Consider the following 20,982-nt stretch of genomic DNA (forward strand, 5'->3'; position numbering starts at 1 on the left):
CTGAACGCCCCATCCTGGGGCGCAGCGCTTGACGGGCATCCATGCCCGTCACCTCCCTCCGCAAGAACTCCGCTCGGCCTCCTGAAGTCGCAATTGGCGTTGCCTGAACTATCGCGCGCTTAGAAGCAAGATCAAGATCAAGATCAACAGACATGAACCAACTATTGGACCACTGGCAGTGTAGCTAAGTTATAGGCTCTCGGCGACTAGCCGTCTCCCACAGGGATAACTGAACCCCTCAAAGCGCAGCGCTAGTTTACTGTTGATCGTTGTAATGAAACTTCGGCATCTCCCAATGAAACCGAATCGCCAACAAACGCACCAGAAAACCACCAAACAATGTCAGCAACATGGCCTGCTCCGCCGGCACCTTGAAGTAAACACACCCCAGGTAGAACCAAGCCGCCGCGAACGACACACTGGCATAGAGCTCACGCCGAAACACCAGCGGAATATCGTTGCAGAAGATATCCCGCAGGATGCCGCCAAATACCCCGGTAATCACCCCGCTGATCGAAGCAACCAGGAACCCCTGCCCCATCTCCAGCGCGGTCATGCAGCCGATCAGGGTAAACGCCACCAACCCCAGCGCGTCGAGCACCAGGAACAGCGACCGCAGGTGACGCATCAAGGGCGCGATGAAAATCGTCAGCAGCGCCGCGAAGCTGGTCAGCACCAGGTACTCCGGGTGCTTCACCCAGGTCAGCGGGTAGTGCCCAAGCAGCACGTCACGCACCGAGCCACCACCGAGCGCGGTGACGCAGGCGATCAGCACCACGCCGAACCAGTCCATGCCGCGGCGGCCGGCGGACAGGGCGCCGGTCATGGCTTCGGCGGTGATCGCGATGAGGTAGAGCATCAGCAACATGGTGCAGGTCCGTGCGGGAAAGGCGCGCAGTCTACCCAGTCGCGCGGGGCACCAAAAGGGGGCGCGCCGACGATCGTCGGCGCACGACAAGGTCAGACCTTGATGAAGTGCTCGCGATAGTGGCGCAGCTCGCCAATCGACTCGCGAATATCGTCCAGCGCCAGGTGGGTGCTGCCCTTCTTGAAGCTGTCACGCACTTCCGGCGCCCAGCGCGCGGCCAGCTCCTTGAGCGTGGACACATCGAGGTTGCGATAGTGGAAGTAGTTTTCCAACTCGCGCATGTGGCGATACAGGAAACGACGGTCCTGGCAGATACTGTTGCCACAGATCGGCGACTTGCCCTTCGGCACCCACTGTTCGAGGAAAGCGATGGTCTGCGCCTCGGCCTCGGCCATGCTCACCTTGCTCTCCCGCACGCGCTGGGTCAGGCCCGAGGCGCCGTGGGTGCGGGTGTTCCACTCGTCCATGCGCGCCAACACCTCATCACTGTGGTGAATGGCGATCACCGGGCCTTCGGCCAGGGTGTTCAGCTCGCTGTCGGTGACGATGGTGGCCATCTCGATGATGACGTCGTTGTCCGGATCCAGGCCGGTCATCTCCAGATCGATCCAGATCAGATTCTGTGGGTTCTGCATGAAAAGGCTCCTCGAATAGCCCGTCATATTAGCCTAGCGGGGCGGCTCGTGGGCGTGCCGTGCTAAACTGCCCGCCGTTTTCTTTCTGCCCCGCCGACACGGAACCCTCATGGCCAAACGCCAGCTCAATCGCCGCCAGAACTGGCGCATCGAAAAGATCCAGGGCGAGCGCGCCGCCCGCGCCGCCAAACGCGAGCAGCACGTGCTGCAGGAACTCGAGGGTGGCGATCTCGGGCCGGAACAACTGGGCCTGGTGATCGCCCACTTCGGTGTGCAGGTCGAGGTCGAGGCCCAGGACGGCGAGGCCGCCGGCCAGGTCTTCCGTTGCCACCTGCGGGCCAATCTGCCGGCGCTGGTCACCGGCGACCGTGTGGTCTGGCGCGCGGGCAACCAGGGCATCGGCGTGATCGTCGCGCAGATGCCGCGCAGCACCGAGCTGTGCCGGCCAAACAATCATGGCCAGCTCAAGCCGGTGGCAGCCAACGTCGACCTGATCGTCATTGTCTTCGCCCCTGCGCCCGAACCGCACCCCAACCTGATCGACCGGTACCTGGTCGCCGCCGAGCATGCCGGCATCCACCCACTGCTACTGCTGAACAAGGCCGACCTGATCAACGACGAGAACGCCCCGACTCTCAATGCCATGCTCGAGGTCTACCGCGGCCTGGGCTACCCGCTGCTGGAAGTCTCGGCGCACCAGGGCGATGGCATGCAGCGCTTGCAGCAGACGCTCGATGGTCATATCAGCGTGTTCGTCGGACAGTCGGGCGTGGGCAAGTCCTCGCTGGTCAACAGCCTGCTGCCTGATGCAGGCACCCGTGTCGGCGACCTATCGGAATGGTCCGGCCAGGGCACTCACACCACTACCACCGCGCGCCTCTACCACTTCCCCAATGGCGGTGACCTGATCGACTCGCCGGGCATCCGCGAATTCGGCCTGGGCCATGTCAGCCGTGATGATGTCGAGGATGGATTCATCGAATTCCGCGAACTGATCGGCAACTGCCGCTTCCGCGACTGCAAGCATGACCGCGAGCCTGGCTGTGCGCTGCTCAAGGCCCTGGAAGACGGCAGCGTCACGCAACAGCGAATGAACAGCTACCGCTCGATCATAGCCAGTTTGCCGGAAGACACCTATTGAAGTGACGGCAAGCACGCCAGCATCGTAGGAAATTTTACCGGAGCAGGTAGGGCCGCTCCGGTTTCGCGGTCTCCTATTGTCCCTCCCACGGTTTTCCCTGATGGTCATGACTTTGTCGTCGGCATTGATCAGGGAGGGCAGCACAGATGCCAGTATTCATCAGTTACCACCAGAACGAACGGCTCGATGCCTTCATCTTGAACGAGCGCCTGCTACTAGAAGGCATTCCCACCCAACTCGTCCCCTTCGACAGTGAAGGACAGACCCACGACGACCTGCATGGCAGCTTTTGCCAACACATGGCCGATGCCACTCACTGGATCGGAGTGCTCTGCGAGGCCTATACCGAAGACTTGTGGACGGCCTGGTTACTGGGCGCAGCGGCCATGGCGGATCGGCGGGTGACTTTCTACCACCCTGACTCGACTGAACTGCCGCAGGGCCTGCGCAAGTGGCCAGTAATGCGGGAACGAGCGCATATAGACCTGTTCGTGCGCGCCTATCATGACGAGCAGACCTTTGGCCGGGCCATGGCCTCACCGGCCGGGGACGGCGTAGTGTCGGACAGGGACAATGCAGATTTCTTCCATGCCGATCTCAAGGCCAAGATCAGGCGGGGGTTCTGAATGCATCGGGGCCGCAAAGCGGCCCCTGTCAATTACTGGTCTTTGGCCTCATCCATCTTCAACACGCCATCCTCGAAGATGTTCAGCTTCTGGCGCAGCTCGCGCGGCTGCATCGGCGTATCGCCCGGTGTCGCGGCCGCACCTGGCGCAGCGCCCGCAGGCGGTGCTTCAGCGGCAGGTGGCGCTGCGTCCGGCTTGCCCTGCTCACCTTCGATATCGCGTTGCGCCTTCTTGGTCAGGACGATGATGTCGATACGGCGGTTGACCGGGTTAAACGGGTTGGCACGGTCGAACAGCGACGACGATGCATAACCGACCACACGGGCCACCTGCTCGTCCGGATAGCCACCGGCGACCAATGCACGACGCGCCGCGTTGGCGCGGTTGGCCGAAAGCTCCCAGTTACCGAAATCGCCGGTACCGGAATACGGCTTGGCATCGGTATGGCCACTGATGCTGATCTTGTTCGGGACCGCCTTGATGGTGTCGGCCATGGCCAACAGAATATCTTCGAAATAGGGCTGCAGTCGTGCACTCCCCAGGTCGAACATTGGCCGGTTCTCGGCATCCATGATCTGGATGCGCAGACCGTCCTGGGTGATCTCGAACAGGATCTGGTCCTTGAACTTCTGCAGTTGCGGGTTTTCCTCGACCTTGTTCTGCAACTCCTGCAGCAAGAGCTCGAGGCGCTCGCGCTCGACCTGCTCGGCCATGGTCTCGACCTTGTCCTTGTCCAGCTGCAGGCTGGTGTCGGGCGTCGGTTCGGACTTCACTTCCGGGTTGATGGTCTTTTCCGGCGCCAGTTGCGGCGAACCGCCCAGGTCGATGATGTAGGGCGTGCCGCTCTCGGAGAAGCCGATCGGATCCTTGAAGTAGCCGGCGATGGCGATCTTCTGCTCGGGCGTGGCCGTCGACAGCAGCCAGAGCACCAGGAAGAACGCCATCATCGCCGTGGCGAAGTCGGCGAAGGCGATTTTCCAGGCGCCGCCGTGATGGCCGTCGCCAAAGCGCTTGACGCGCTTGACGATGATGGGCTGATTGTTCTCCATGGCTTAGCGACCGCGTACCGCTTGTTCCAGCTCGGCGAAGCTCGGGCGGTGCGCCGGGTACAGCACCTTGCGACCGAACTCGACCGCCAGCGACGGCGGCATGCCGGAGGCCGAGGCCACCAGCGAGGCCTTGATCGCCTCGTAGACGTTCAGTTCCTCTTTCGCATCGTGGCGCAGGGCGTTGGCCAGCGGGCCGAAGAAGCCGTAGGCAGCGAGAATACCGAAGAAGGTACCGACCAGCGCCGCGCCCACGTGCAGGCCGATGGACTTCTGGTCGCCATCGCCCAACGAGGCCATGGTCACCACGATACCCAGTACCGCCGCGACGATACCGAAGCCGGGCATGCCGTCGGCGATGCCGGTCACCGCGTGGGACGGGTGCTCCAGCTCTTCCTTCATGCTCAGCAGCTCCATGTCGAACAGGCCTTCGAGCTCATGGGGCGCCATGTTGCCTGTGGACATGATCCGCAGGTAGTCGCAGATGAACGCGGTCATGCGCTCATCGCCCAGCACGGCCGGGTACTTGGCAAAGATCGGGCTGGCCGCGGCGTCCTCGATGTCCCCCTCGATGGCCATCATGCCTTCACGACGGCTCTTGTTGAGGATCTCGTACACCAGGCCCAGCACTTCGAGGTAGAAGGTGTGGGTGAAGCGGGTGCCGAACATCTTCAGCGACTTCTTGATTACATGCATGGTCATGTAACCAGGGTTGGCCTGGAGGAACGCACCAAAGGCCGCGCCGCCGATGATCAGCACTTCGAACGGCTGGATCAGTGCCGCGATCTTGCCGTGGGAAAGCACGTAGCCGCCGAGCACGCTCGCGAATACGACGATGATGCCGATAATTTTAGCCATAAGTTGGAAGCACTTGCTGTCGTGGTCAGGGTAGGGAACGGAAGCTTGAAAACTCTTCTTCTACTTATCGGCAGAACTGCGCCAGACTATAGCCACTCATTGCGAAAAGCCAGTTCGGACTGATGTCAATATGCCAATTGAAACCAAGGTGCCAAGTCAGGTTCCGTCGAGTCTAGAGGCCTGGGTAAAGCTGCTCGACGGGATTCGAGTACCCGTGCCGAAAGACAGCCACGACCGCGTTCTACAGGCCATCAACGACAGCCGCCGCTCCCTGCGCGACATCGCCGAACTGATGCAGGACAGCCCCGCGTTGGTGCTCTGCGTGCTGCGCGAGGCCAATCACCCGGCCAACGCCAGCCTGGCGGAGCCTGCCGAAAGCCTGGAAATCGCCCTCAATCGGCTGGGGCTGGCCCGCACCAGCCAGTTGCTGGCGCGGCTGCCGTCGATACCGGCCGACGAGATCCCGCCGGTGCTGCGCCAGTTCCTGTTGATCAGCCAACACGCCACCCAACAGGCCAACGGCCTGTTCGCCAGCCGGCTGGCGCGGCTGTGGCAGGAAATCCACTGGGGCAGCCTGCTGTTCCTCTCGCCGCTGTGGCCGCTGGCCCTGGCTTACCCCAAATTGCTGGATAACTGGGAACTGCGGGTCATCCACAAGAGCGAGGACGCCGCCGAGGTCGAACGGGAACTGTTCGGCGTGCGCCTCATGCAACTATGCCAGGCCATGGCCGAGCATTGGCGCCTGCCCGAGTGGGTGACCCAGGGCTATCGCCTGCTGATGGACGAGCGCGAGCAACTGGCTCAGGTGCTGAACATCGCCCGCGAACAGGACCCGCTGGTCCAGCAGCAGCGCCTGGACGACGAGCCAGCGCTGCGTCGCTGGTTCAACCAGCCACCCAACACCGTGCTGCTGGCCAACGGCCTCGCCCTGGCCGCCCAGGTAGGCTGGGACAACCCGCACCTGCTGCGCTGGCAACTGCTCACCGCGCTATACCTGCAGACCACCCTGGACGATGTCCAGCAGCAGGTTCACCAACAAGCCGCGGCCAGTGCCCGTCATCACGCCCGTGATGCGCTGTTCCACCCGGCCGAGGCGCTGATCTGGCCCTGGCACCAGCGCAGACCGCACCCGGACATGCTTACTCCGCCGCCACCCAGCACCGAGGATCTTGGCCGCTGGCGCGCGCTGTGCCAGGAACTGTTGGCCCAGCCCAGCCCGTTCAGCAATGCCGTGCACCTGGCCACCCAGGCCCGCGACGCCCTGCTGGCCTGCGGCATGCAACGCATCATGCTGCTGAGCCTGGACAAGACCACCGATTACCTGCGCGTGCAGCAGACCGCCGGCCTGCCACGCGAGGCCGCCGCCATGGCGCTGCCCGTCGTGCAGAACAAATTGTTGCAAAAGTTGATGGCAAAAGCCGGGCAACTACGCCTGACACCCGAAAACCATGCCCAGTTCAGTGCCCTGCTGCCGGCACCGCTGCGCGCTTTCTTCCGCGGCGAGCACTTGCTGCTGCGCTCGCTGGCGGTGGGCGACCAGGTACTGATGCTGGCGGTGGCCGACCAGGACGGCAAGCCGTTGGCCGACGTCAGCGTGCAGGCGTTCGGCAAGACCGCGCAATGCGTGGAGCGCGCCCTGGCCGTGTTTGCCACCCGCAATGCCTGACCCTTGCGCTACAATCGCCCCTCTTTCCACCCTGGAGAACGTGGATGACTGACTTTTCCGGCCTGTCCCTGGTGATCGAAGCCGAGGACCTGCTGCCGCGCCTGGATTCGCCGCGGCTGATCCTGGTCGACCTGACCAGCGCCAACCGCTATGGCAGCGGGCACATCCCCGGAGCCCGCTTCGTCGACCCGAAACGCACCCAGTTGGGCCAGCCCCCGGCACCCGGCCTGCTGCCGGCCCGTGCCGACCTGGAGAAACTGTTCGGTGAACTCGGCCACCGCGACGATGCAGTGTATGTGGTCTACGACGACGAGGGCGGCGGCTGGGCCGGGCGCTTCATCTGGCTGCTCGACGTCATCGGCCACAAGGGATACCACTACCTCAATGGCGGCATCCAGGCTTGGCCGGCGGACAAGCTGTCCACCGAAACGCCCGAAGTCGCCGGCGGCCCGGTGAGCCTGCACCTGCATGGCGAACCCACCGCTACCCGCGAATACCTGCAAAGCCGCCTGGGCGCCGCCGACCTGGTCATCTGGGACGCACGCGGGCCACTGGAATTCAGCGGCGAGAAGGTGCTGGCGGCCAAGGGCGGGCACATTCCCGGCGCGATCAACTTCGAGTGGACCGCCGGCATGGACCTGAACAACCACCTGCGCATCCGCAAGGACATCGCCGACGTTCTGCAAAACCTGGGCATCACCCCCGACAAGGAAGTGATTACCCACTGCCAGACCCACCACCGCTCCGGCTTCACCTACCTCGTGGCCAAGGCCCTCGGCTATCCACGGGTGAAGGGCTATGCCGGTTCCTGGGGCGAATGGGGCAATCACCCCGACACGCCCGTCGAAGTTTAAGGACGCTCAATGAAATCCCGCTTGTTCATCATCAGCCAGTACCTGCTGCCGCACCACCTGCTGTCGCGGCTGGCCGGCTGCGTCGCCGAGTGCCGCGCACGCTGGTTCAAGAACGCCTTCACCGCCTGGTTTGCCAAGCGCTACCAGGTGAACATGTCCGAGGCGCTGGTCGAAGATCTCAGTGCCTACGAGCACTTCAACGCCTTCTTCACCCGCGCCCTCAAGCCGGGAGCCCGCCCGCTGGACGAAACCCCCGGCGCGATCCTCTGCCCAGCCGATGGCGCCGTCAGCCAGCTCGGCCCGATCGAGCACGGCCGCATCTTCCAGGCCAAGGGCCACGGCTACAGCGCCCTGGAGCTGCTGGGCGGCGATCCGGCCCTGGCCGCACCGTTCATGGGCGGTGAATTCGCCACCATCTACCTGTCGCCCAAGGACTACCACCGCGTGCACATGCCGCTGGCCGGTACCCTGCGCGAAATGGTCTATGTGCCGGGTCGGCTGTTCTCGGTCAACCAGACCACCGCGGAAAACGTACCTGAACTGTTCGCCCGCAACGAGCGCGTGGTCTGCCTGTTCGACACCGAGCGTGGGCCGATGGCCGTGGTGCTGGTCGGCGCGATGATCGTCGCCTCGATCGAGACCGTCTGGGCCGGCCTGGTCACGCCACCGAAGCGCGAGCTGAAGACCTTCCGCTACGACGAGGCCAGCCGTGCGCCGATCTACCTGGAAAAGGGCGCAGAACTGGGCCGCTTCAAGCTGGGCTCCACCGCCATCGTGCTGTTTGGGCCGGAGCAGGTGAAGTGGGCAGAGAGCCTGGGTGCCGGCTCCGCGGTGCGCATGGGCGAGCTGCTGGCGCAGCCGACCCAGGCCTGACTATCCGGTAAGCAAAAGGCCCTGCATGATTCAAGTCATGCAGGGCCTTTTTTTGCCTTGGGATTGCTGGGAGGGCTTCGCCCTCCTTGGGCTCAAGATCAACCGCGCGCTTCGCGATCACGCACGCCCAGCAGGTACAGCACGCCATCCAGGCCCAGCGTCGAGATGGCCTGCTTGGCCGACTGGCGCACCAGCGGCTTGGCGCGGAAGGCCACGCCCAGGCCGGCCTGGGACAGCATCGGCAGGTCGTTGGCCCCATCACCAACGGCGATGGTCTGCTCGAGCTGCAGGCCCTCCTGACTGGCCAGTTGCAACAGCAGGTCGGCCTTGCGCTGGGCATCGACGATCGGTTCGACGGCCACCCCGGTCACCTTGCCGTCGACCACCTCCAGTTCGTTGGCGAATACGTAGTCGATGCCCAGGCGCGCCTGTACCTGCTTGGCAAAGTAGGTGAAACCGCCGGAGAGGATGGCGGTCTTGTAGCCCAGGCGCTTGAGTTCGGCAAACAGGTGCTCGGCACCCTCGGTCAGGCGCAGCGAAGCACCGATCTGGTCGAGCACGCTCACGTCCAGCCCCTTGAGCAAGGCCATGCGCTCCTTGAAGCTGGCGCGAAAATCCAGTTCGCCACGCATGGCACGCTCGGTGATCGCCGCGACCTGTTCGCCGACGCCGGCGGCCTTGGCCAGCTCGTCGATGACTTCGGCCTCGATCAAGGTCGAGTCCATATCGAACACCGCCAGACGGCGGTTGCGGCGGAACAGGTCGTCTTTCTGGAAGGCGATGTCGATGCTCAGCTCTTCGGACAGCGCGAAGAACGCCGCACGCAGGGCCTGGCCGTCGTTCGGCTCGCCACGCACCGAGATTTCCAGCGCGGCCTTGCCCTTGTCGATCTGGGCGTCCAGCGCCACGCGGGCGGACAGCCGTTCGATGCGCTCGATGGTCAGGTCGTGCTCGCTGATGATGGCGCTGACGCGCTGCAACTGCTGCGGGGTGATCCGGCGGCTGAGCAGGGTAACGATGTGGCGGGCCTCACCCTGGCTGTCGGCCCAGTGCTGGTAGTCGGCCTCGGAAATGGGGGTGTAGCGGGCCTGCAAGTTCAGTTCGTGAGCCTTGGACTGCACGCTCTGCAGCAGCGCCGTGGCCACTTCGTTATCGGGGATGTCGACCAGGATGCCGAACGACAGCGTGCCGTGCATGACCGCGAGGCCGATGTCGAGAATACTCACACCGCCCTGGAGCAGGACGCCGGTGATGGCCGCAGTGAGACCCGGACGGTCTTCACCAGTGATGTTGATCAGGACGATTTCGCGCAAGACCGGGGCTCCAACTCGATGAAAAATGCGCATTCTACCGATTTTCCATGACCGCCGGGCGCCAACGATACTTTGCCGACAAAACGCGTGTCGCTATACTGCGCAGCAACTTTCTCGCCATAAAGAGCCGCGCTCTGTGAACCGGCCCACGCCCGTAAAACCCGACAACTTCTTCCTGATGATCTACCGAGCCCTGAGCCAGCGCCGAATTCCATTGGCCCTGCGCATTGCCAGCCACAACATTTTCCTGGTGGCCCTGGCCCTGGTGATCTATGCCTGCGTGATGGGCCTGCAGTTCAAGCAGGCCATGCACGAGCAGGCCGATGCCGTCGGCCAGAGCCTGACCACCCAGACCGCCACCTCGGCCACCGAGCTGCTGGTGTCCAACGACATCCTCAGCCTCAACGTGCTGCTGGGCAACCTGGTGAAGAACCCGCTGGTGGCCCATGCGGCCATCTACAGCGTGGACAACCGCATCCTCGCCGAGGCCGGCCAGCGCCCGCGCAACAGCCTGCTGGGCGAAACCGAAGGGGTCTACCAGACCAAGATCACCTTCCAGGACGTGACCGCCGGCCAGTTGCGCATCAGCCTGGACATGAACCAGTTCCAGCAACCGATGCTGATCAGCTTGCAGAGCATGGGTATCCTCGCCGCGATCCTGCTGGCCCTGGCCCTGACCCTCAGCCTGCGCCTTGGACGCTTTATCTCGACGCCGCTGCTGCAGTTGCGCGTGTGGTTGCGTGACCCGCACCCTTACACGCCGGGCATCGACCGCCAGGACGAAATCGGCGATCTGGCGCGCCAACTGCACGCGCGCCTCGCCCCACCGCCGCCACCTGAGCCTGAAGAAGAGGACGAGGAAGACGATTTCGACGACGCGCCAGTTGCCAAGGTCGCCCCACGGGCCAAGGCGATGGTACAGACTGCCGGGCACGACGAGGACGACGACGCCTTCGCCGACCTGATGGATGAGCAAAGCGCTCCGGCCAAGCCTGTCATCGTCGAGTCCGACGAGCCGCAGTTCAGTGCCGTGCTGGCCGTGCAGTTGGGCTCCCAGGAGCAACTGCGTCGCCTGCCACGCACCCGCCTGACCGAGCTGCTGGAGCGCTACCGCGACTGTTTGGAGCAGGCTGCATCGCTGTACGAAGGCGAAGTCCACACCCTGAACGACGGCAGCACCCTGCTGTTGTTCCACAGCCGCGACAGCGGCGAGGACTACCTGACCAATGCCATCTGCTGCGGCGAGCTGCTGCGCGCCCTGGGCCACGCCCTGCAGATCGAGGTGGCCGACAGCGGCATCACCCTGCAGCTGCAACTGGGCCTGGTGCTGGCTGACGACCTGCAAGGCCTGGATCAGGTCGACCTGCTAATGACCGAACAGGCCCAGGACGCCCTGGCTCTGTCGCAGCACAGCCGCAACCTGCTGCTGGTGGAGCGCCGCATCAGCGATGACGCCCTGGTGCGCCAGCGTGCGCGTATTCGGCCGATTGCCAGCCCGGAAGGCGCGTGCTGTGTAGAACGCCTGATGGAGCCTTACCCGTCGATGCTGGAACGCCAGCTGGCACGGATGCACGAGCGCCGCGCCTGAGCGCCACCGCTCATCTAGGACTTGCGTGGGAGCGGGCTTGCCCCGCGATAGCGTCGGGGGCAGGCAATGTTGCTGCCCTGGCAAGCCCTATCGCGGGACAAGCCCGCTCCCACGCAGATCTGATAAAGCCTCCCGACCAAAGACACAAAAAAGCCCGCATCGCTGCGGGCTTTTTTGTGGCTGCGGATATCAGAAGCGGAACACTTCCATATCGGTACGAATCGGCGAGGCCATCGGAATCTTCGGTTTCTCAGGCTCTTTCTTCACCTGCACCGGCGCCGCCGGCTTGCGTGGCGTCTCCTCGGCGATGGCCGGCTGGTTGGCCAGTGGTTTAACGGCGGTGCTCAGCTGTTCGGCCAGCTTCTGCAACAATTGCCCCTGAGCCTGGACCTGCGCAGACTCGCTGCCCGCATGGGGCTGCTCGAGGTGGACGATGCGGTTGTCACGCACCTGGCCACGGCGGTCCAGCACACGCCACTGGGCGTCCAGGATCGCGGGCTGGTTCTTGCCCGAGTCCAGGCGGGTAATGGACAGCAGCACCTGCACGTCCGGCGTGAAGCCGGCGCTCGCCGGCGCCAGCACCACGCGCTGGCTGTCCAGGCGCCAGGCCAGCTGGCGCACCAGCAACTGGTCGATATCCGACGAAAGGCTGCCGGCCCAACGGCCATCGGTGGCTGCCGTCAGACTGCCATCGACCTGCCGCTGTAGAAAAGTCTCACGTTGCAGGTAGTCGGCCACCGATACCGGGCCGAGCACCACCGCCATGCCCGCCGCCTGGGTCGGCTGGCCGGGTTCACCGCTGTCGAGCTGATACAAGGCGACCGGCTGATGCATGCTGCATCCGCTCAGGCCCAGCAAGCCGGTCACCAGCAACGCAAATGGAAGGCGCAGAAATTTCATTCATCCCATCCAGGCGGTCGTCTCCAGACTGACCGCAGTGATACTCATGTAGATTCATCCGGGCACCCGGCCACGCCGGCGCCACGCGGGCCCTATCATCCGCGAATTAGCCGCCAGACTCCAGCATTTCCGCCTGAAGCGGCGCCGAAAGCGCCGCATCAGACAGCCCATGCACTCAGGCGGGGGTTTCCACCATCAAGCTATCCACGCGCTGGAAACCACGTGGCAATTTGCTACCGCGGCGACCACGCTCACCCTTGTAGTGCTCGAGATCATCTGGTTTCAGAGAAAGGGTACGCTTGCCAGCTTGCAATACAAGGGTCGACCCCTCACTGATCACTGCCAGGTCAGTGACGAATTCTTCACGACTGGCTACTCGGTCGCCCGGAACGCCGATGATCTTGTTGCCCTTGCCCTTGCCCAACTGCGGCAGGTCGGCGACCTTGAATACCAGCAGACGGCCTTCGGTGGTTACCGCGGCCAGCCAGTCTTGCTCGCGGTCGGCCACCGGGCGCGGGGTCATCACCTTGGCGCCGTTGGGCAGGCTGAGCAGGCCCTTGCCGGCCTTGTTCTTGGCCTGCAGGTCCTCACCCTTGACCACGAAGCCGTAGCCGGCGTCGGAGGCCACCACGTACAGGGCCTCGTCCTCCGGCAGCAGCACGCACTCGAAGGTAGCGCCGGGCGGTGGAGTCAGACGACCGGTCAGCGGCTCGCCCTGGCCGCGCGCCGATGGCAGGCTGTGGGCCGCCACCGAATAACTGCGGCCGGTGGAGTCGATGAGCACGGCGAATTGGTTGGAGCGTCCGGCGGCGGCGGCCTTGAAACCGTCACCGGCCTTGTAGGAAAGCCCCGTGGCATCGATATCGTGGCCCTTGGCGCAACGCACCCAGCCCTTCTCCGACAGCACCACGGTGACCGGTTCGGTCGGCATCAGCTCGTTTTCCGAGAGCGCCTTGGCCTCGGCACGCTCGACGATCGGCGAGCGACGGTCGTCGCCATAGGTCTCGGCGTCTTCGATCAGCTCGCTGCGCACCAGCTTGCGCAGCTTGGCATCGCTGCCCAGCAGGGTGGTCAGGCGCTTCTGTTCCTTGAGCAGCTCGTCCTGCTCGCCACGGATCTTCATCTCTTCCAGACGGGCCAGCTGGCGCAGGCGGGTCTCGAGGATGTAGTCAGCCTGGATTTCGGTCAGGTCGAAACGGGCGATCAGTGCCTGCTTGGGGTGCTCTTCGGTACGGATGATATGGATCACTTCATCCAGGTTGAGGAACGCGGTGAGCAGGCCTTCCAACAGGTGCAGGCGCTTCTCGACCTTGTCCAGGCGGTGCTGCAGGCGGCGACGGACGGTACCGATCCGGTACTCCAGCCACTCCAGCAGCAGCGCGCGCAGGTTCTTCAGCTGCGGACGGCCGTCGAGGCCGATGATGTTGACGTTGACCCGGTAGGTACTCTCGAGGTCGGTGGTAGCGAACAGGTGCTGCATCAATTCGGCGGCATCGACGCGGTTCGAACGTGGGATGATGACGATGCGGCAGGGGTTCTCGTGGTCCGACTCATCGCGCAGGTCGGCGACCATCGGCAGCTTCTTGGCCTGCATCTGCGCGGCGATCTGCTCCAGAACCTTGGCCCCGGAGACCTGATGCGGCAACGCGGTGACGATGATGTCGCCGTCCTCGACACGGTACACCGCGCGCATGCGGATCGAGCCCTTGCCGGTCTCGTAGAGCTTGAGGATATCGGCGCGCGGGGTGACGATCTCGGCCTCGGTGGGGTAGTCCGGGCCCTGGATGTGCTCGCACAGCTGCTCGATGGTGGCCTTGGGCTCGTCGAGCAGGCGCACGCAGGCGCTGGCCACTTCCCGCAAGTTGTGCGGCGGCACGTCGGTGGCCATGCCCACGGCGATGCCGGTGGTACCGTTGAGCAGGATGTTCGGCAGGCGCGCCGGCAGCACCGCTGGCTCCTGCAGGGTGCCGTCGAAGTTCGGCACCCAGTCGACGGTGCCCTGGCCCAGCTCGCTGAGCAGCACTTCGGAGTAGCGCGACAGGCGCGCCTCGGTGTAACGCATGGCGGCGAACGACTTCGGATCGTCCGGCGCACCCCAGTTGCCCTGGCCGTCGACCAGGGTGTAGCGGTAGCTGAACGGCTGGGCCATCAGCACCATGGCCTCGTAGCACGCCGAGTCGCCGTGGGGATGGAACTTGCCGAGCACGTCGCCGACGGTACGCGCCGACTTCTTGTGCTTGGAGTCGGCGTCCAGACCCAGCTCGCTCATGGCATAGACGATGCGGCGCTGGACCGGCTTGAGGCCGTCGCCGATGTGCGGCAGGGCGCGGTCCATGATCACGTACATGGAGTAGTTGAGGTAGGCCTGTTCGGTGAAGTCGGCCAGGGAACGGCGTTCGACGCCTTCGAGACTGTCCAGTAAGTCGCTCATGCGAGCCTCGTCATTTCAGGTTCTGGCGCAGCAGCATGGTGCCGCCGCGCTGGGTAAATTCAAGTTGTTTCAGGGCGCTCATGCCCAACAACACGGCCTGGCCATCCAGGCCCGGCACCACCAAAGCGCGCACGTCGCGCAGGTGGATGTCGCCCAGTTGCAGGCTGTCGAGCCGGGTGCGGTAGCCTTCGGTGCGGCCATTGGCGGTACTCAGTTGCACCGGGGCGCCACGGGCCAGGTCCAGGTCGCGGGCCAGCGCCTCGGGGATCGCCACATCGGTGGCGCCGGTATCGAGCATGAAATGCACCACCTGGCCATTGATCACGCCGTCAGCGACGAAATGGCCCTGGCCGTTGCTCAGCAGGCGAACTTCGACGAAGCCGTCGCCCTGCTCGCTCTGCACCACGGCGTTGGGATTCTGCTGACGCGCCTCCCATTGGCCGAAAAAGCGCGTGGCCAAAAACATCGCCGCCGCCCAGGCAACGATCATCAGCACCCTGCCCGCCCGCTTGCCCGCTGGCTGGCTCATGGCTTGGCACTCCAGCCGCCGGCCGGCGCGCCGAAGCGCCAGACGACCGGCCGCGCTTCACCATCCGCCCGTGGCCGGTCGTTGTTGTCCACGCCGATCCAGGCGCCGTCCTTGTCGATCACCAGCGCCTCGGCCAGGCCATAGGGCTGTGAATAGCGACGCGATTCCACCAGGGCGTCCGCGGCGAACGACCAGCAGCGCTCCACGGTGCCACTGTCAGCGTCGCGTCGGCAGATGCGATAAGCGTTGCGCTCGAGGGTGAACAACTTGCCCTCGAACCAGGCCAGGTCGGCGAAGTCGCGGGAAACCGGGCGTGCCTCGGGGAACTGCGGCGGCTGCATTTCCACGCCGGCTTCGCTGAGCAGCACGCAACCGCGCCCGCAGGTCCATACCGACTGCTGGCGCTGCACGGCGAGCAGCCCGCGTCGCTCACGCTCGGCGGCCAGCCACAAGCGATCGCCCGCCGGGTTGATCGCCAGCCCTTCGAACAGGGCATTGAAATGCAGCAGCATGCCGCTGGCTCGCGCCTGGCGCACCATGGCCTGGTCGATTCTCAGCCAGTTCGGCTCGCCTTCCAGGGGCAGTTGCAGCACCGCGGCCTGGGCCTCGCTGACGATGAACAGGTTGCCTGCCTGGTCGCAGGTGATACCTTCGAAATCCAGCGCGCCGCCACGAATAAACGACGATGCCCAGTTGCGCGACTTCAACCCCCAGGGCAACCCGGTATCGGGGGCCGGTGGCGGCGTGAAGGTCAGCGGCTGGGCCTGCCAGGCCGCGCCCTCCTGGTCCAGGCGGTAGATACGGTCGTCATCGCGGTCGGACACCGCCCACAATGCGCCCCGGCACCAGGCCAGGCCCGACAGGTTGCCGCCGCGCATGCCATCGACCACGTGCTCGCCGCTGAGCTTGAGCTGCGGCCAGTCGCCGGCCTGGGCCTGCAGGGCGAACAACGCCAGGCAGGCCATGAGCAACGGACGAATCAAACCAGGACCTCGGCCAGGTTGCCTTTGGTTTCCAGCCAGTTCTTGCGGTCACCGGCGCGCTTCTTGGCCAGCAGCATGTCCATGATCTCGGTGGTGCCCTGCACGTCGTCCAGCGTGAGCTGGACCAGGCGCCGGGTGTTCGGGTCCATGGTGGTCTCGCGCAACTGCGGCGGATTCATCTCGCCCAGGCCTTTGAATCGGGTGACTTGCGGCTTGCCACGCTTCTTCTCGGCGACCAGACGGTCCAGGACACCATCGCGCTCGGCTTCGTCCAGGGCGTAGTAGATCTCCTTGCCCAGGTCGATGCGGTACAGCGGTGGCATGGCCACGTAGACGTGCCCGGCCTCGACCAGCGGACGGAAGTGCTGGACGAACAGCGCGCACAGCAGGGTGGCGATGTGCAGGCCGTCGGAGTCGGCGTCGGCGAGAATGCAGACCTTGCCGTAGCGCAGTTGCGAAAGGTCGGTGGCGCCCGGATCGACACCGATGGCCACGGCGATGTTGTGCACTTCCTGGCTGGCCAGGACCTCGCCGCCATCGACTTCCCAGGTGTTGAGGATCTTGCCGCGCAGCGGCAGGATCGCCTGGAATTCCTTGTCCCGCGCCTGCTTGGCAGAACCTCCGGCGGAGTCACCCTCGACCAGGAACAGCTCGGCGCGCATCGGATCCTGGCCTGCGCAGTCGGCCAGCTTGCCGGGCAGCGCCGGGCCCTGGGTGATGCGCTTGCGCTCGACCTTCTTGCTTGCCTTCAGGCGACGGCCGGCGTTGCTGATGGCCAGTTCGGCCAACTGCATGCCCAGTTCGGGATGGGCGTTGAGCCACAGGCTGAAGGCGTCCTTGACCACGCCGGAGACAAATGCCGCCGCCTCGCGGGACGACAGGCGCTCCTTGGTCTGGCCGGAGAACTGCGGCTCCTGCATCTTCATCGACAGCACGAAGCTGATGCGCTCCCAGACGTCCTCAGGCGCCAGCTTGACCCCGCGTGGCAGCAGGTTGCGGAACTCGCAGAATTCACGCATGGCGTCCAGCAGGCCCTGACGCAGACCGTTGACGTGGGTGCCGCCCTGAGCGGTGGGGATCAGGTTGACGTAGCTTTCCTGGATGCTGTCGCCGCCTTCGGGCAGCCACAGCAGGGCCCAGTCCACGGCCTCCTTGTTACCGGCCAGGCTGCCGCAGAACGGCTCGTCGGGCAGGCGCAGGTACTCGCTGACCGAATCGACCAGATAGGAACGCAGGCCGTCCTCGTAGTGCCATTCGACCTTCTCGCCGGTGCCCTTGTCCTCGAAGCTGATGGACAGCCCCGGGCACAGCACGGCCTTGGCCTTGAGCACATGCTTGAGGCGGCTGATGGAGAATTTCGGCGAGTCGAAGTACTTCGGATCGGGGGTGAAGTACACGCTGGTGCCGGTGTTGCGCTTGCCGACGGTGCCGACCACTTCCAGCTCGCTGGCCTTGAAGCCGTCGGCGAAGGTCATCTGGTATTCGTTGCCGTCGCGCTTGACGCGCACCCGCACCTGGCTCGACAGGGCGTTGACCACCGAGATACCGACGCCGTGCAGGCCGCCGGAGAACTGGTAGTTCTTGTTGGAAAACTTGCCGCCGGCGTGCAGCTTGGTGAGGATCAGCTCGACGCCGGAAACGCCCTCCTCGGGATGGATGTCCACCGGCATGCCGCGGCCATCGTCGCTGACCTCCAGCGAGTGGTCGGCATGCAGGATCACCTGCACCGAGCGGGCGTGGCCGGCCAGGGCTTCGTCGACGCTGTTGTCGATCACTTCCTGGGCCAGGTGGTTGGGCCGGCTGGTGTCGGTGTACATGCCCGGCCGCTTGCGGACCGGGTCAAGGCCCGAGAGGACTTCGATGGCGTCTGCGTTATAGGCGCTAGCGCTGGGATTGGCCATGGGTTCTCGTCGTCAGTCAGGTGAATGCAAAAGTCAAAATACAGAAAAATCCAGCGCCGCATACTGCCCACGGGCAATACCGGCGAACGCCAGCAGGGCCGGGAGTTGCTCGGCGAAGCCCTGGTAGCTGTGGTCGCCACCGGCCTGGATACGCAGGGCACAAGCACGGTAATAGTGCTCGGCGTGGCGATAGTCCAGTGTTTCATCGGCGGTCTGCAACCACACTTGATAGCGGGCGGCGTCCTGCGGCGGCGGCACTTCCAGTTCGGCCAGGGCGGCCACATGATCATGGGTCAGCTCCCAGGCCTCGTCGGTATAAAGGTTGCGCTGGGTACCCAGGTAGCCGTCGAACAGGCGGTGCGGGCCGACCGCCGGATTGACCAACAAGGCCTTGAGGCCATGGCGTTCGGCCAGATGGGTGGCATAGTAGCCGCCGAGTGAGCTGCCGACCAGCAAGGGGGCGCCGAGCTCATCGATGGCGGCCTCCAGTTGGGCGATGGCCTGGCGCGGGTGGTGATGCAGGGCCGGGACACGCAGCTGGTCGGACAGGCCGATCCGCTGCATCACCGCCTCGAGCTGGCGCGCCTTCTTCGACAGCGGCGAGCTGTTGAAGCCATGGATATAGAGGATGGAACCCGACATGCTGCCCCCCGGACGCAAAGACGCGCAGTGTAGCGTGTTCAAAGGGCATTGGCGCAGCGTGGGGATTTTCGCAGCAAATTCTTCAAACAGCCGGGGGCACGATCTCTGTGGGAGCGGCCTTGTGTCGCGAAAGGACCGCAAAGCGGTCCCCCGACTCAGTAGCCCGGGCTGTCGAAATCCAGTTTCACCTCGAAATCGCGCGCCCGCTCCACCCCGGTCTCCAACCGTCCGTCGGCGTGCAGCCGCAGCCAGCGATAGCCCGGCTGCTCCTCGCTCACCTTGAATTCCTCGCTACGCGGCGCGAACTGGATGCAGGTTGAAGGCGTGGCAAGGAAACGAACGCCGTCGCGCACCTCGTCCCATTCCTGATGGATATGCCCCCACAGCAGCGCCCTCACCTGTGGATAACCGCGCAGGCGCTGCAACAGTTCATCGGCGTTTCGCAACCCGATCGGCGCAATCCACGCACAACCGATATCCACCGGCTGGTGATGGCAGCACACCAGGCAATGGCGTTCGCCCGCACTGTTCAGCGCCTGATCCAGCACGGCCAACTGGTCGTCCGCCAACACGCCGAAGGTGGCACCGACCACTGCCGAATCGAGCATGACAATGCGCCATTGACCAATGTCCGTCACCGCCTGCACCAGCTCCGGCGCCACGGCCTGCATTACCTGGGCCTCGTCATGGTTACCCGGCAGCCAACGCGCTGGCGCCTCCAACTTCGAGGTCAGCTCGCTGAAGGCCTGGTAGGAGGCGGCGCTGGCGTCCTGCGACAGGTCGCCCGTGCACAGCAGCAGGTCGATACGCGGCTGCTCGCGACGCACCTGGTCGATCACATGCCCGAGGCTCGCACGGGTATTCAGGCCCAGCAAAGTGCCCGCCGGGTCGGCGAACAGGTGGGCATCGGTCAGTTGCACCACATGGACGGGTGACGAAAGTGGGTGTGGTTGCGGCAACGGCCGTCTCCTCGAAGGGATTCAGCACCGATTATGGCGGCGGATCGGTTTCGAGCAAGTACTCGAAACCGACGCGCATCACAATTTCAGCGCACCGCTTCCAGTTCGTGGCCGCAGGCCAGGCAGTGGCTCAACCATTCGCCGAGAAACAGATTGAGCTGGGCTTTCTCGTCCGGCTGGTGCATCGCCGTGTTGGGGTACGGGTAGATGCTGCGCAGGCGGCGGGCATGCTCGGCGCTGACCACCTCGGCCATGCGCGCGTCATGGTAGACCTGCACTTCCAGTTCGGGCACCGGCAGCCAGGGCAGACTGTGCTCCTGGCGCACCTTGAGGGTCGTGGTATAGGGACAGGCCAGCAGCACTTCAAGCACCAGCACGCCGAGCATCTGGTCGCCCTGGGTCATGCCGATGCGCCGCGAGCTCTGCGTGGTGCGCATGTCCGGCAGCAGGCGCATCAGGCGGGCATAGTTGGCCTCGCAGGCCGACTGCAGCCCGACCAGGTCGACCCGATAGCGCTCACGCAGCAGGTTCACTTCCACATACCTCGAACTTCATCACGGTTGAGTGCCAGCCATTGCAGGCCGATGATCGTGGCGGCGTTGCAGATACGCCCGTCGCGCACCGCCTGCAGGGCGTCCTCGAACGCCCACACGCGAACACGGATATCCTCGCTCTCCTCCTCCAGGCCATGCAGGCCGCCGGCACCTTCACTGATGCAACGGCCCAGGAACAGGTGGACGTACTCGTCGCTGCCGCCTGGCGAGGGGAAGTAGCAGGTCATCGGCCACAGCGCGCTGAAGGTCAGGCCAGCTTCTTCATCGGCTTCACGATGAGCGACCTCTTCCGGCTGCTCGTCCTTGTCGATCAGGCCGGCGACCATCTCGATCAGCCAGGGATTATCGATCTTGCCCACGGCGCCGACTCGAAACTGCTCGATCAGCACCACTTCGTCGCGCTGCGGATCGTAGGGCAGCACACAGACGGCGTCATGGCGCACGAACAACTCGCGGGTGAACTCGCGACTCATGCCGCCGGCGAACAATTCGTGGCGAAGGTGCAGCTTGTCGAGCTTGTAGAAGCCCTTGAACAACTGCTCACGCCGGGTGATTTCGACCTGGGTGGGCACTGTATTCAACGTGTCCGTCATGCAAACTCCTTGATACCTCGGT

20 protein-coding genes are annotated in these 20,982 nt (G+C 64.5%); 6 read left to right on the plus strand and 14 right to left on the minus strand.

Annotation, left to right across the window (positions count from 1 at the left end; translation table 11 throughout):
• Window positions 1–256 precede the first annotated feature (256 nt).
• Together AC25M7_RS00005 and orn are read right to left on the minus strand one after the other, a co-directional pair.
• Complete coding sequence (locus tag AC25M7_RS00005) at window positions 257–868, minus strand: trimeric intracellular cation channel family protein (protein WP_023630647.1); 612 nt, start codon at window positions 866–868, stop codon at window positions 257–259.
• 92 nt (window positions 869–960) lie between these two features.
• On the minus strand, window positions 961–1,503 hold the full coding sequence (orn, locus tag AC25M7_RS00010) for an oligoribonuclease (protein WP_028688268.1): 543 nt from the start codon (window positions 1,501–1,503) through the stop codon (window positions 961–963).
• Window positions 1,504–1,612: 109 nt separating this feature from the next.
• Here orn and rsgA point away from each other — a divergent pair, with 109 nt between their 5' ends.
• Both rsgA and AC25M7_RS00020 read left to right on the plus strand, forming a co-directional pair.
• Window positions 1,613–2,644 (plus strand): small ribosomal subunit biogenesis GTPase RsgA, encoded by a 1,032-nt coding sequence (rsgA, locus tag AC25M7_RS00015; protein ID WP_028688269.1) that lies wholly within the window; start codon window positions 1,613–1,615, stop codon window positions 2,642–2,644.
• A 146-nt stretch (window positions 2,645–2,790) separates the two neighbouring features.
• Window positions 2,791–3,270, plus strand: coding sequence for a molecular chaperone Tir (locus tag AC25M7_RS00020; RefSeq protein ID WP_084943295.1), 480 nt, complete (start codon window positions 2,791–2,793; stop codon window positions 3,268–3,270).
• Window positions 3,271–3,302: 32 nt separating this feature from the next.
• Here AC25M7_RS00020 and motB read toward each other — a convergent pair whose 3' ends face one another.
• Window positions 3,303–4,319 carry a flagellar motor protein MotB gene (motB, locus tag AC25M7_RS00025; RefSeq protein ID WP_062360151.1) on the minus strand — a complete coding sequence of 339 codons (1,017 nt, stop codon included), beginning with the start codon at window positions 4,317–4,319 and terminating at the stop codon, window positions 3,303–3,305.
• 3 nt (window positions 4,320–4,322) lie between these two features.
• Window positions 4,323–5,174, minus strand: a complete 852-nt coding sequence (motA, locus tag AC25M7_RS00030; protein ID WP_023630652.1) for a flagellar motor stator protein MotA — start codon at window positions 5,172–5,174, stop codon at window positions 4,323–4,325.
• Between the two features lie 130 nt (window positions 5,175–5,304).
• On the opposite strand from motA, the gene AC25M7_RS00035 reads away from it, so the two are divergent.
• Genes AC25M7_RS00035 through asd form a run of 3 tightly spaced genes read left to right on the plus strand, consistent with a single transcriptional unit; the run spans window position 5,305 to window position 8,567 of the window.
• Window positions 5,305–6,840 carry an HDOD domain-containing protein gene (locus tag AC25M7_RS00035; protein ID WP_062360153.1) on the plus strand — a complete coding sequence of 512 codons (1,536 nt, stop codon included), beginning with the start codon at window positions 5,305–5,307 and terminating at the stop codon, window positions 6,838–6,840.
• Window positions 6,841–6,884: 44 nt separating this feature from the next.
• Window positions 6,885–7,694, plus strand: coding sequence for a rhodanese-like domain-containing protein (locus AC25M7_RS00040; RefSeq protein WP_028688273.1), 810 nt, complete (start codon window positions 6,885–6,887; stop codon window positions 7,692–7,694).
• Between the two features lie 9 nt (window positions 7,695–7,703).
• On the plus strand, window positions 7,704–8,567 hold the full coding sequence (gene asd / locus AC25M7_RS00045) for an archaetidylserine decarboxylase (protein WP_062360156.1): 864 nt from the start codon (window positions 7,704–7,706) through the stop codon (window positions 8,565–8,567).
• Window positions 8,568–8,665: 98 nt separating this feature from the next.
• Here asd and serB read toward each other — a convergent pair whose 3' ends face one another.
• Window positions 8,666–9,880, minus strand: a complete 1,215-nt coding sequence (serB, locus tag AC25M7_RS00050; RefSeq protein WP_028688275.1) for a phosphoserine phosphatase SerB — start codon at window positions 9,878–9,880, stop codon at window positions 8,666–8,668.
• Between the two features lie 136 nt (window positions 9,881–10,016).
• Between serB and AC25M7_RS00055 the strand changes: the two genes are divergently transcribed.
• Entirely contained in the window at window positions 10,017–11,468 is a 1,452-nt protein-coding gene (locus tag AC25M7_RS00055; RefSeq protein ID WP_028688276.1) for a histidine kinase, read from the plus strand.
• Between the two features lie 189 nt (window positions 11,469–11,657).
• On the opposite strand, the gene AC25M7_RS00060 is transcribed toward AC25M7_RS00055, so the two are convergent.
• From AC25M7_RS00060 to AC25M7_RS00100, 9 genes are all read right to left on the minus strand, one after another.
• Window positions 11,658–12,368 carry a PqiC family protein gene (locus AC25M7_RS00060; RefSeq protein WP_028688277.1) on the minus strand — a complete coding sequence of 237 codons (711 nt, stop codon included), beginning with the start codon at window positions 12,366–12,368 and terminating at the stop codon, window positions 11,658–11,660.
• A gap of 175 nt (window positions 12,369–12,543) precedes the next feature.
• Complete coding sequence (parC, locus tag AC25M7_RS00065; RefSeq protein ID WP_028688278.1) at window positions 12,544–14,799, minus strand: DNA topoisomerase IV subunit A; 2,256 nt, start codon at window positions 14,797–14,799, stop codon at window positions 12,544–12,546.
• Between the two features lie 10 nt (window positions 14,800–14,809).
• A complete protein-coding gene (locus AC25M7_RS00070; protein WP_069016020.1) occupies window positions 14,810–15,328 on the minus strand; it encodes a retropepsin-like aspartic protease family protein in 519 nt (172 codons plus the stop codon).
• The gene (locus AC25M7_RS00075; protein WP_069016021.1) at window positions 15,325–16,311 is read right to left on the minus strand and encodes an esterase-like activity of phytase family protein; all 987 of its coding nucleotides are present in this window, start codon (window positions 16,309–16,311) and stop codon (window positions 15,325–15,327) included. The genes AC25M7_RS00070 and AC25M7_RS00075 overlap by 4 nt, the downstream gene beginning before the upstream one ends.
• The gene (gene parE / locus AC25M7_RS00080) at window positions 16,308–18,212 is read right to left on the minus strand and encodes a DNA topoisomerase IV subunit B (RefSeq protein ID WP_062360164.1); all 1,905 of its coding nucleotides are present in this window, start codon (window positions 18,210–18,212) and stop codon (window positions 16,308–16,310) included. The genes AC25M7_RS00075 and parE overlap by 4 nt, the downstream gene beginning before the upstream one ends.
• Before the next feature lie 33 nt (window positions 18,213–18,245).
• Complete coding sequence (locus AC25M7_RS00085) at window positions 18,246–18,854, minus strand: YqiA/YcfP family alpha/beta fold hydrolase (RefSeq protein ID WP_062360166.1); 609 nt, start codon at window positions 18,852–18,854, stop codon at window positions 18,246–18,248.
• 155 nt (window positions 18,855–19,009) lie between these two features.
• Window positions 19,010–19,813: a 3',5'-cyclic-AMP phosphodiesterase gene (gene cpdA / locus AC25M7_RS00090; protein ID WP_028688283.1), complete on the minus strand. Its 804-nt coding sequence runs from the start codon at window positions 19,811–19,813 to the stop codon at window positions 19,010–19,012.
• Between the two features lie 86 nt (window positions 19,814–19,899).
• Window positions 19,900–20,352: a DUF1249 domain-containing protein gene (locus AC25M7_RS00095; RefSeq protein ID WP_023630808.1), complete on the minus strand. Its 453-nt coding sequence runs from the start codon at window positions 20,350–20,352 to the stop codon at window positions 19,900–19,902.
• Complete coding sequence (locus tag AC25M7_RS00100; protein WP_028688284.1) at window positions 20,343–20,960, minus strand: NUDIX domain-containing protein; 618 nt, start codon at window positions 20,958–20,960, stop codon at window positions 20,343–20,345. Before AC25M7_RS00100 ends, AC25M7_RS00095 begins: the two co-directional genes overlap by 10 nt.
• Window positions 20,961–20,982 lie beyond the last annotated feature (22 nt).

The sequence above is a fragment of the Pseudomonas sp. P106(2024) genome (assembly GCF_057480815.1).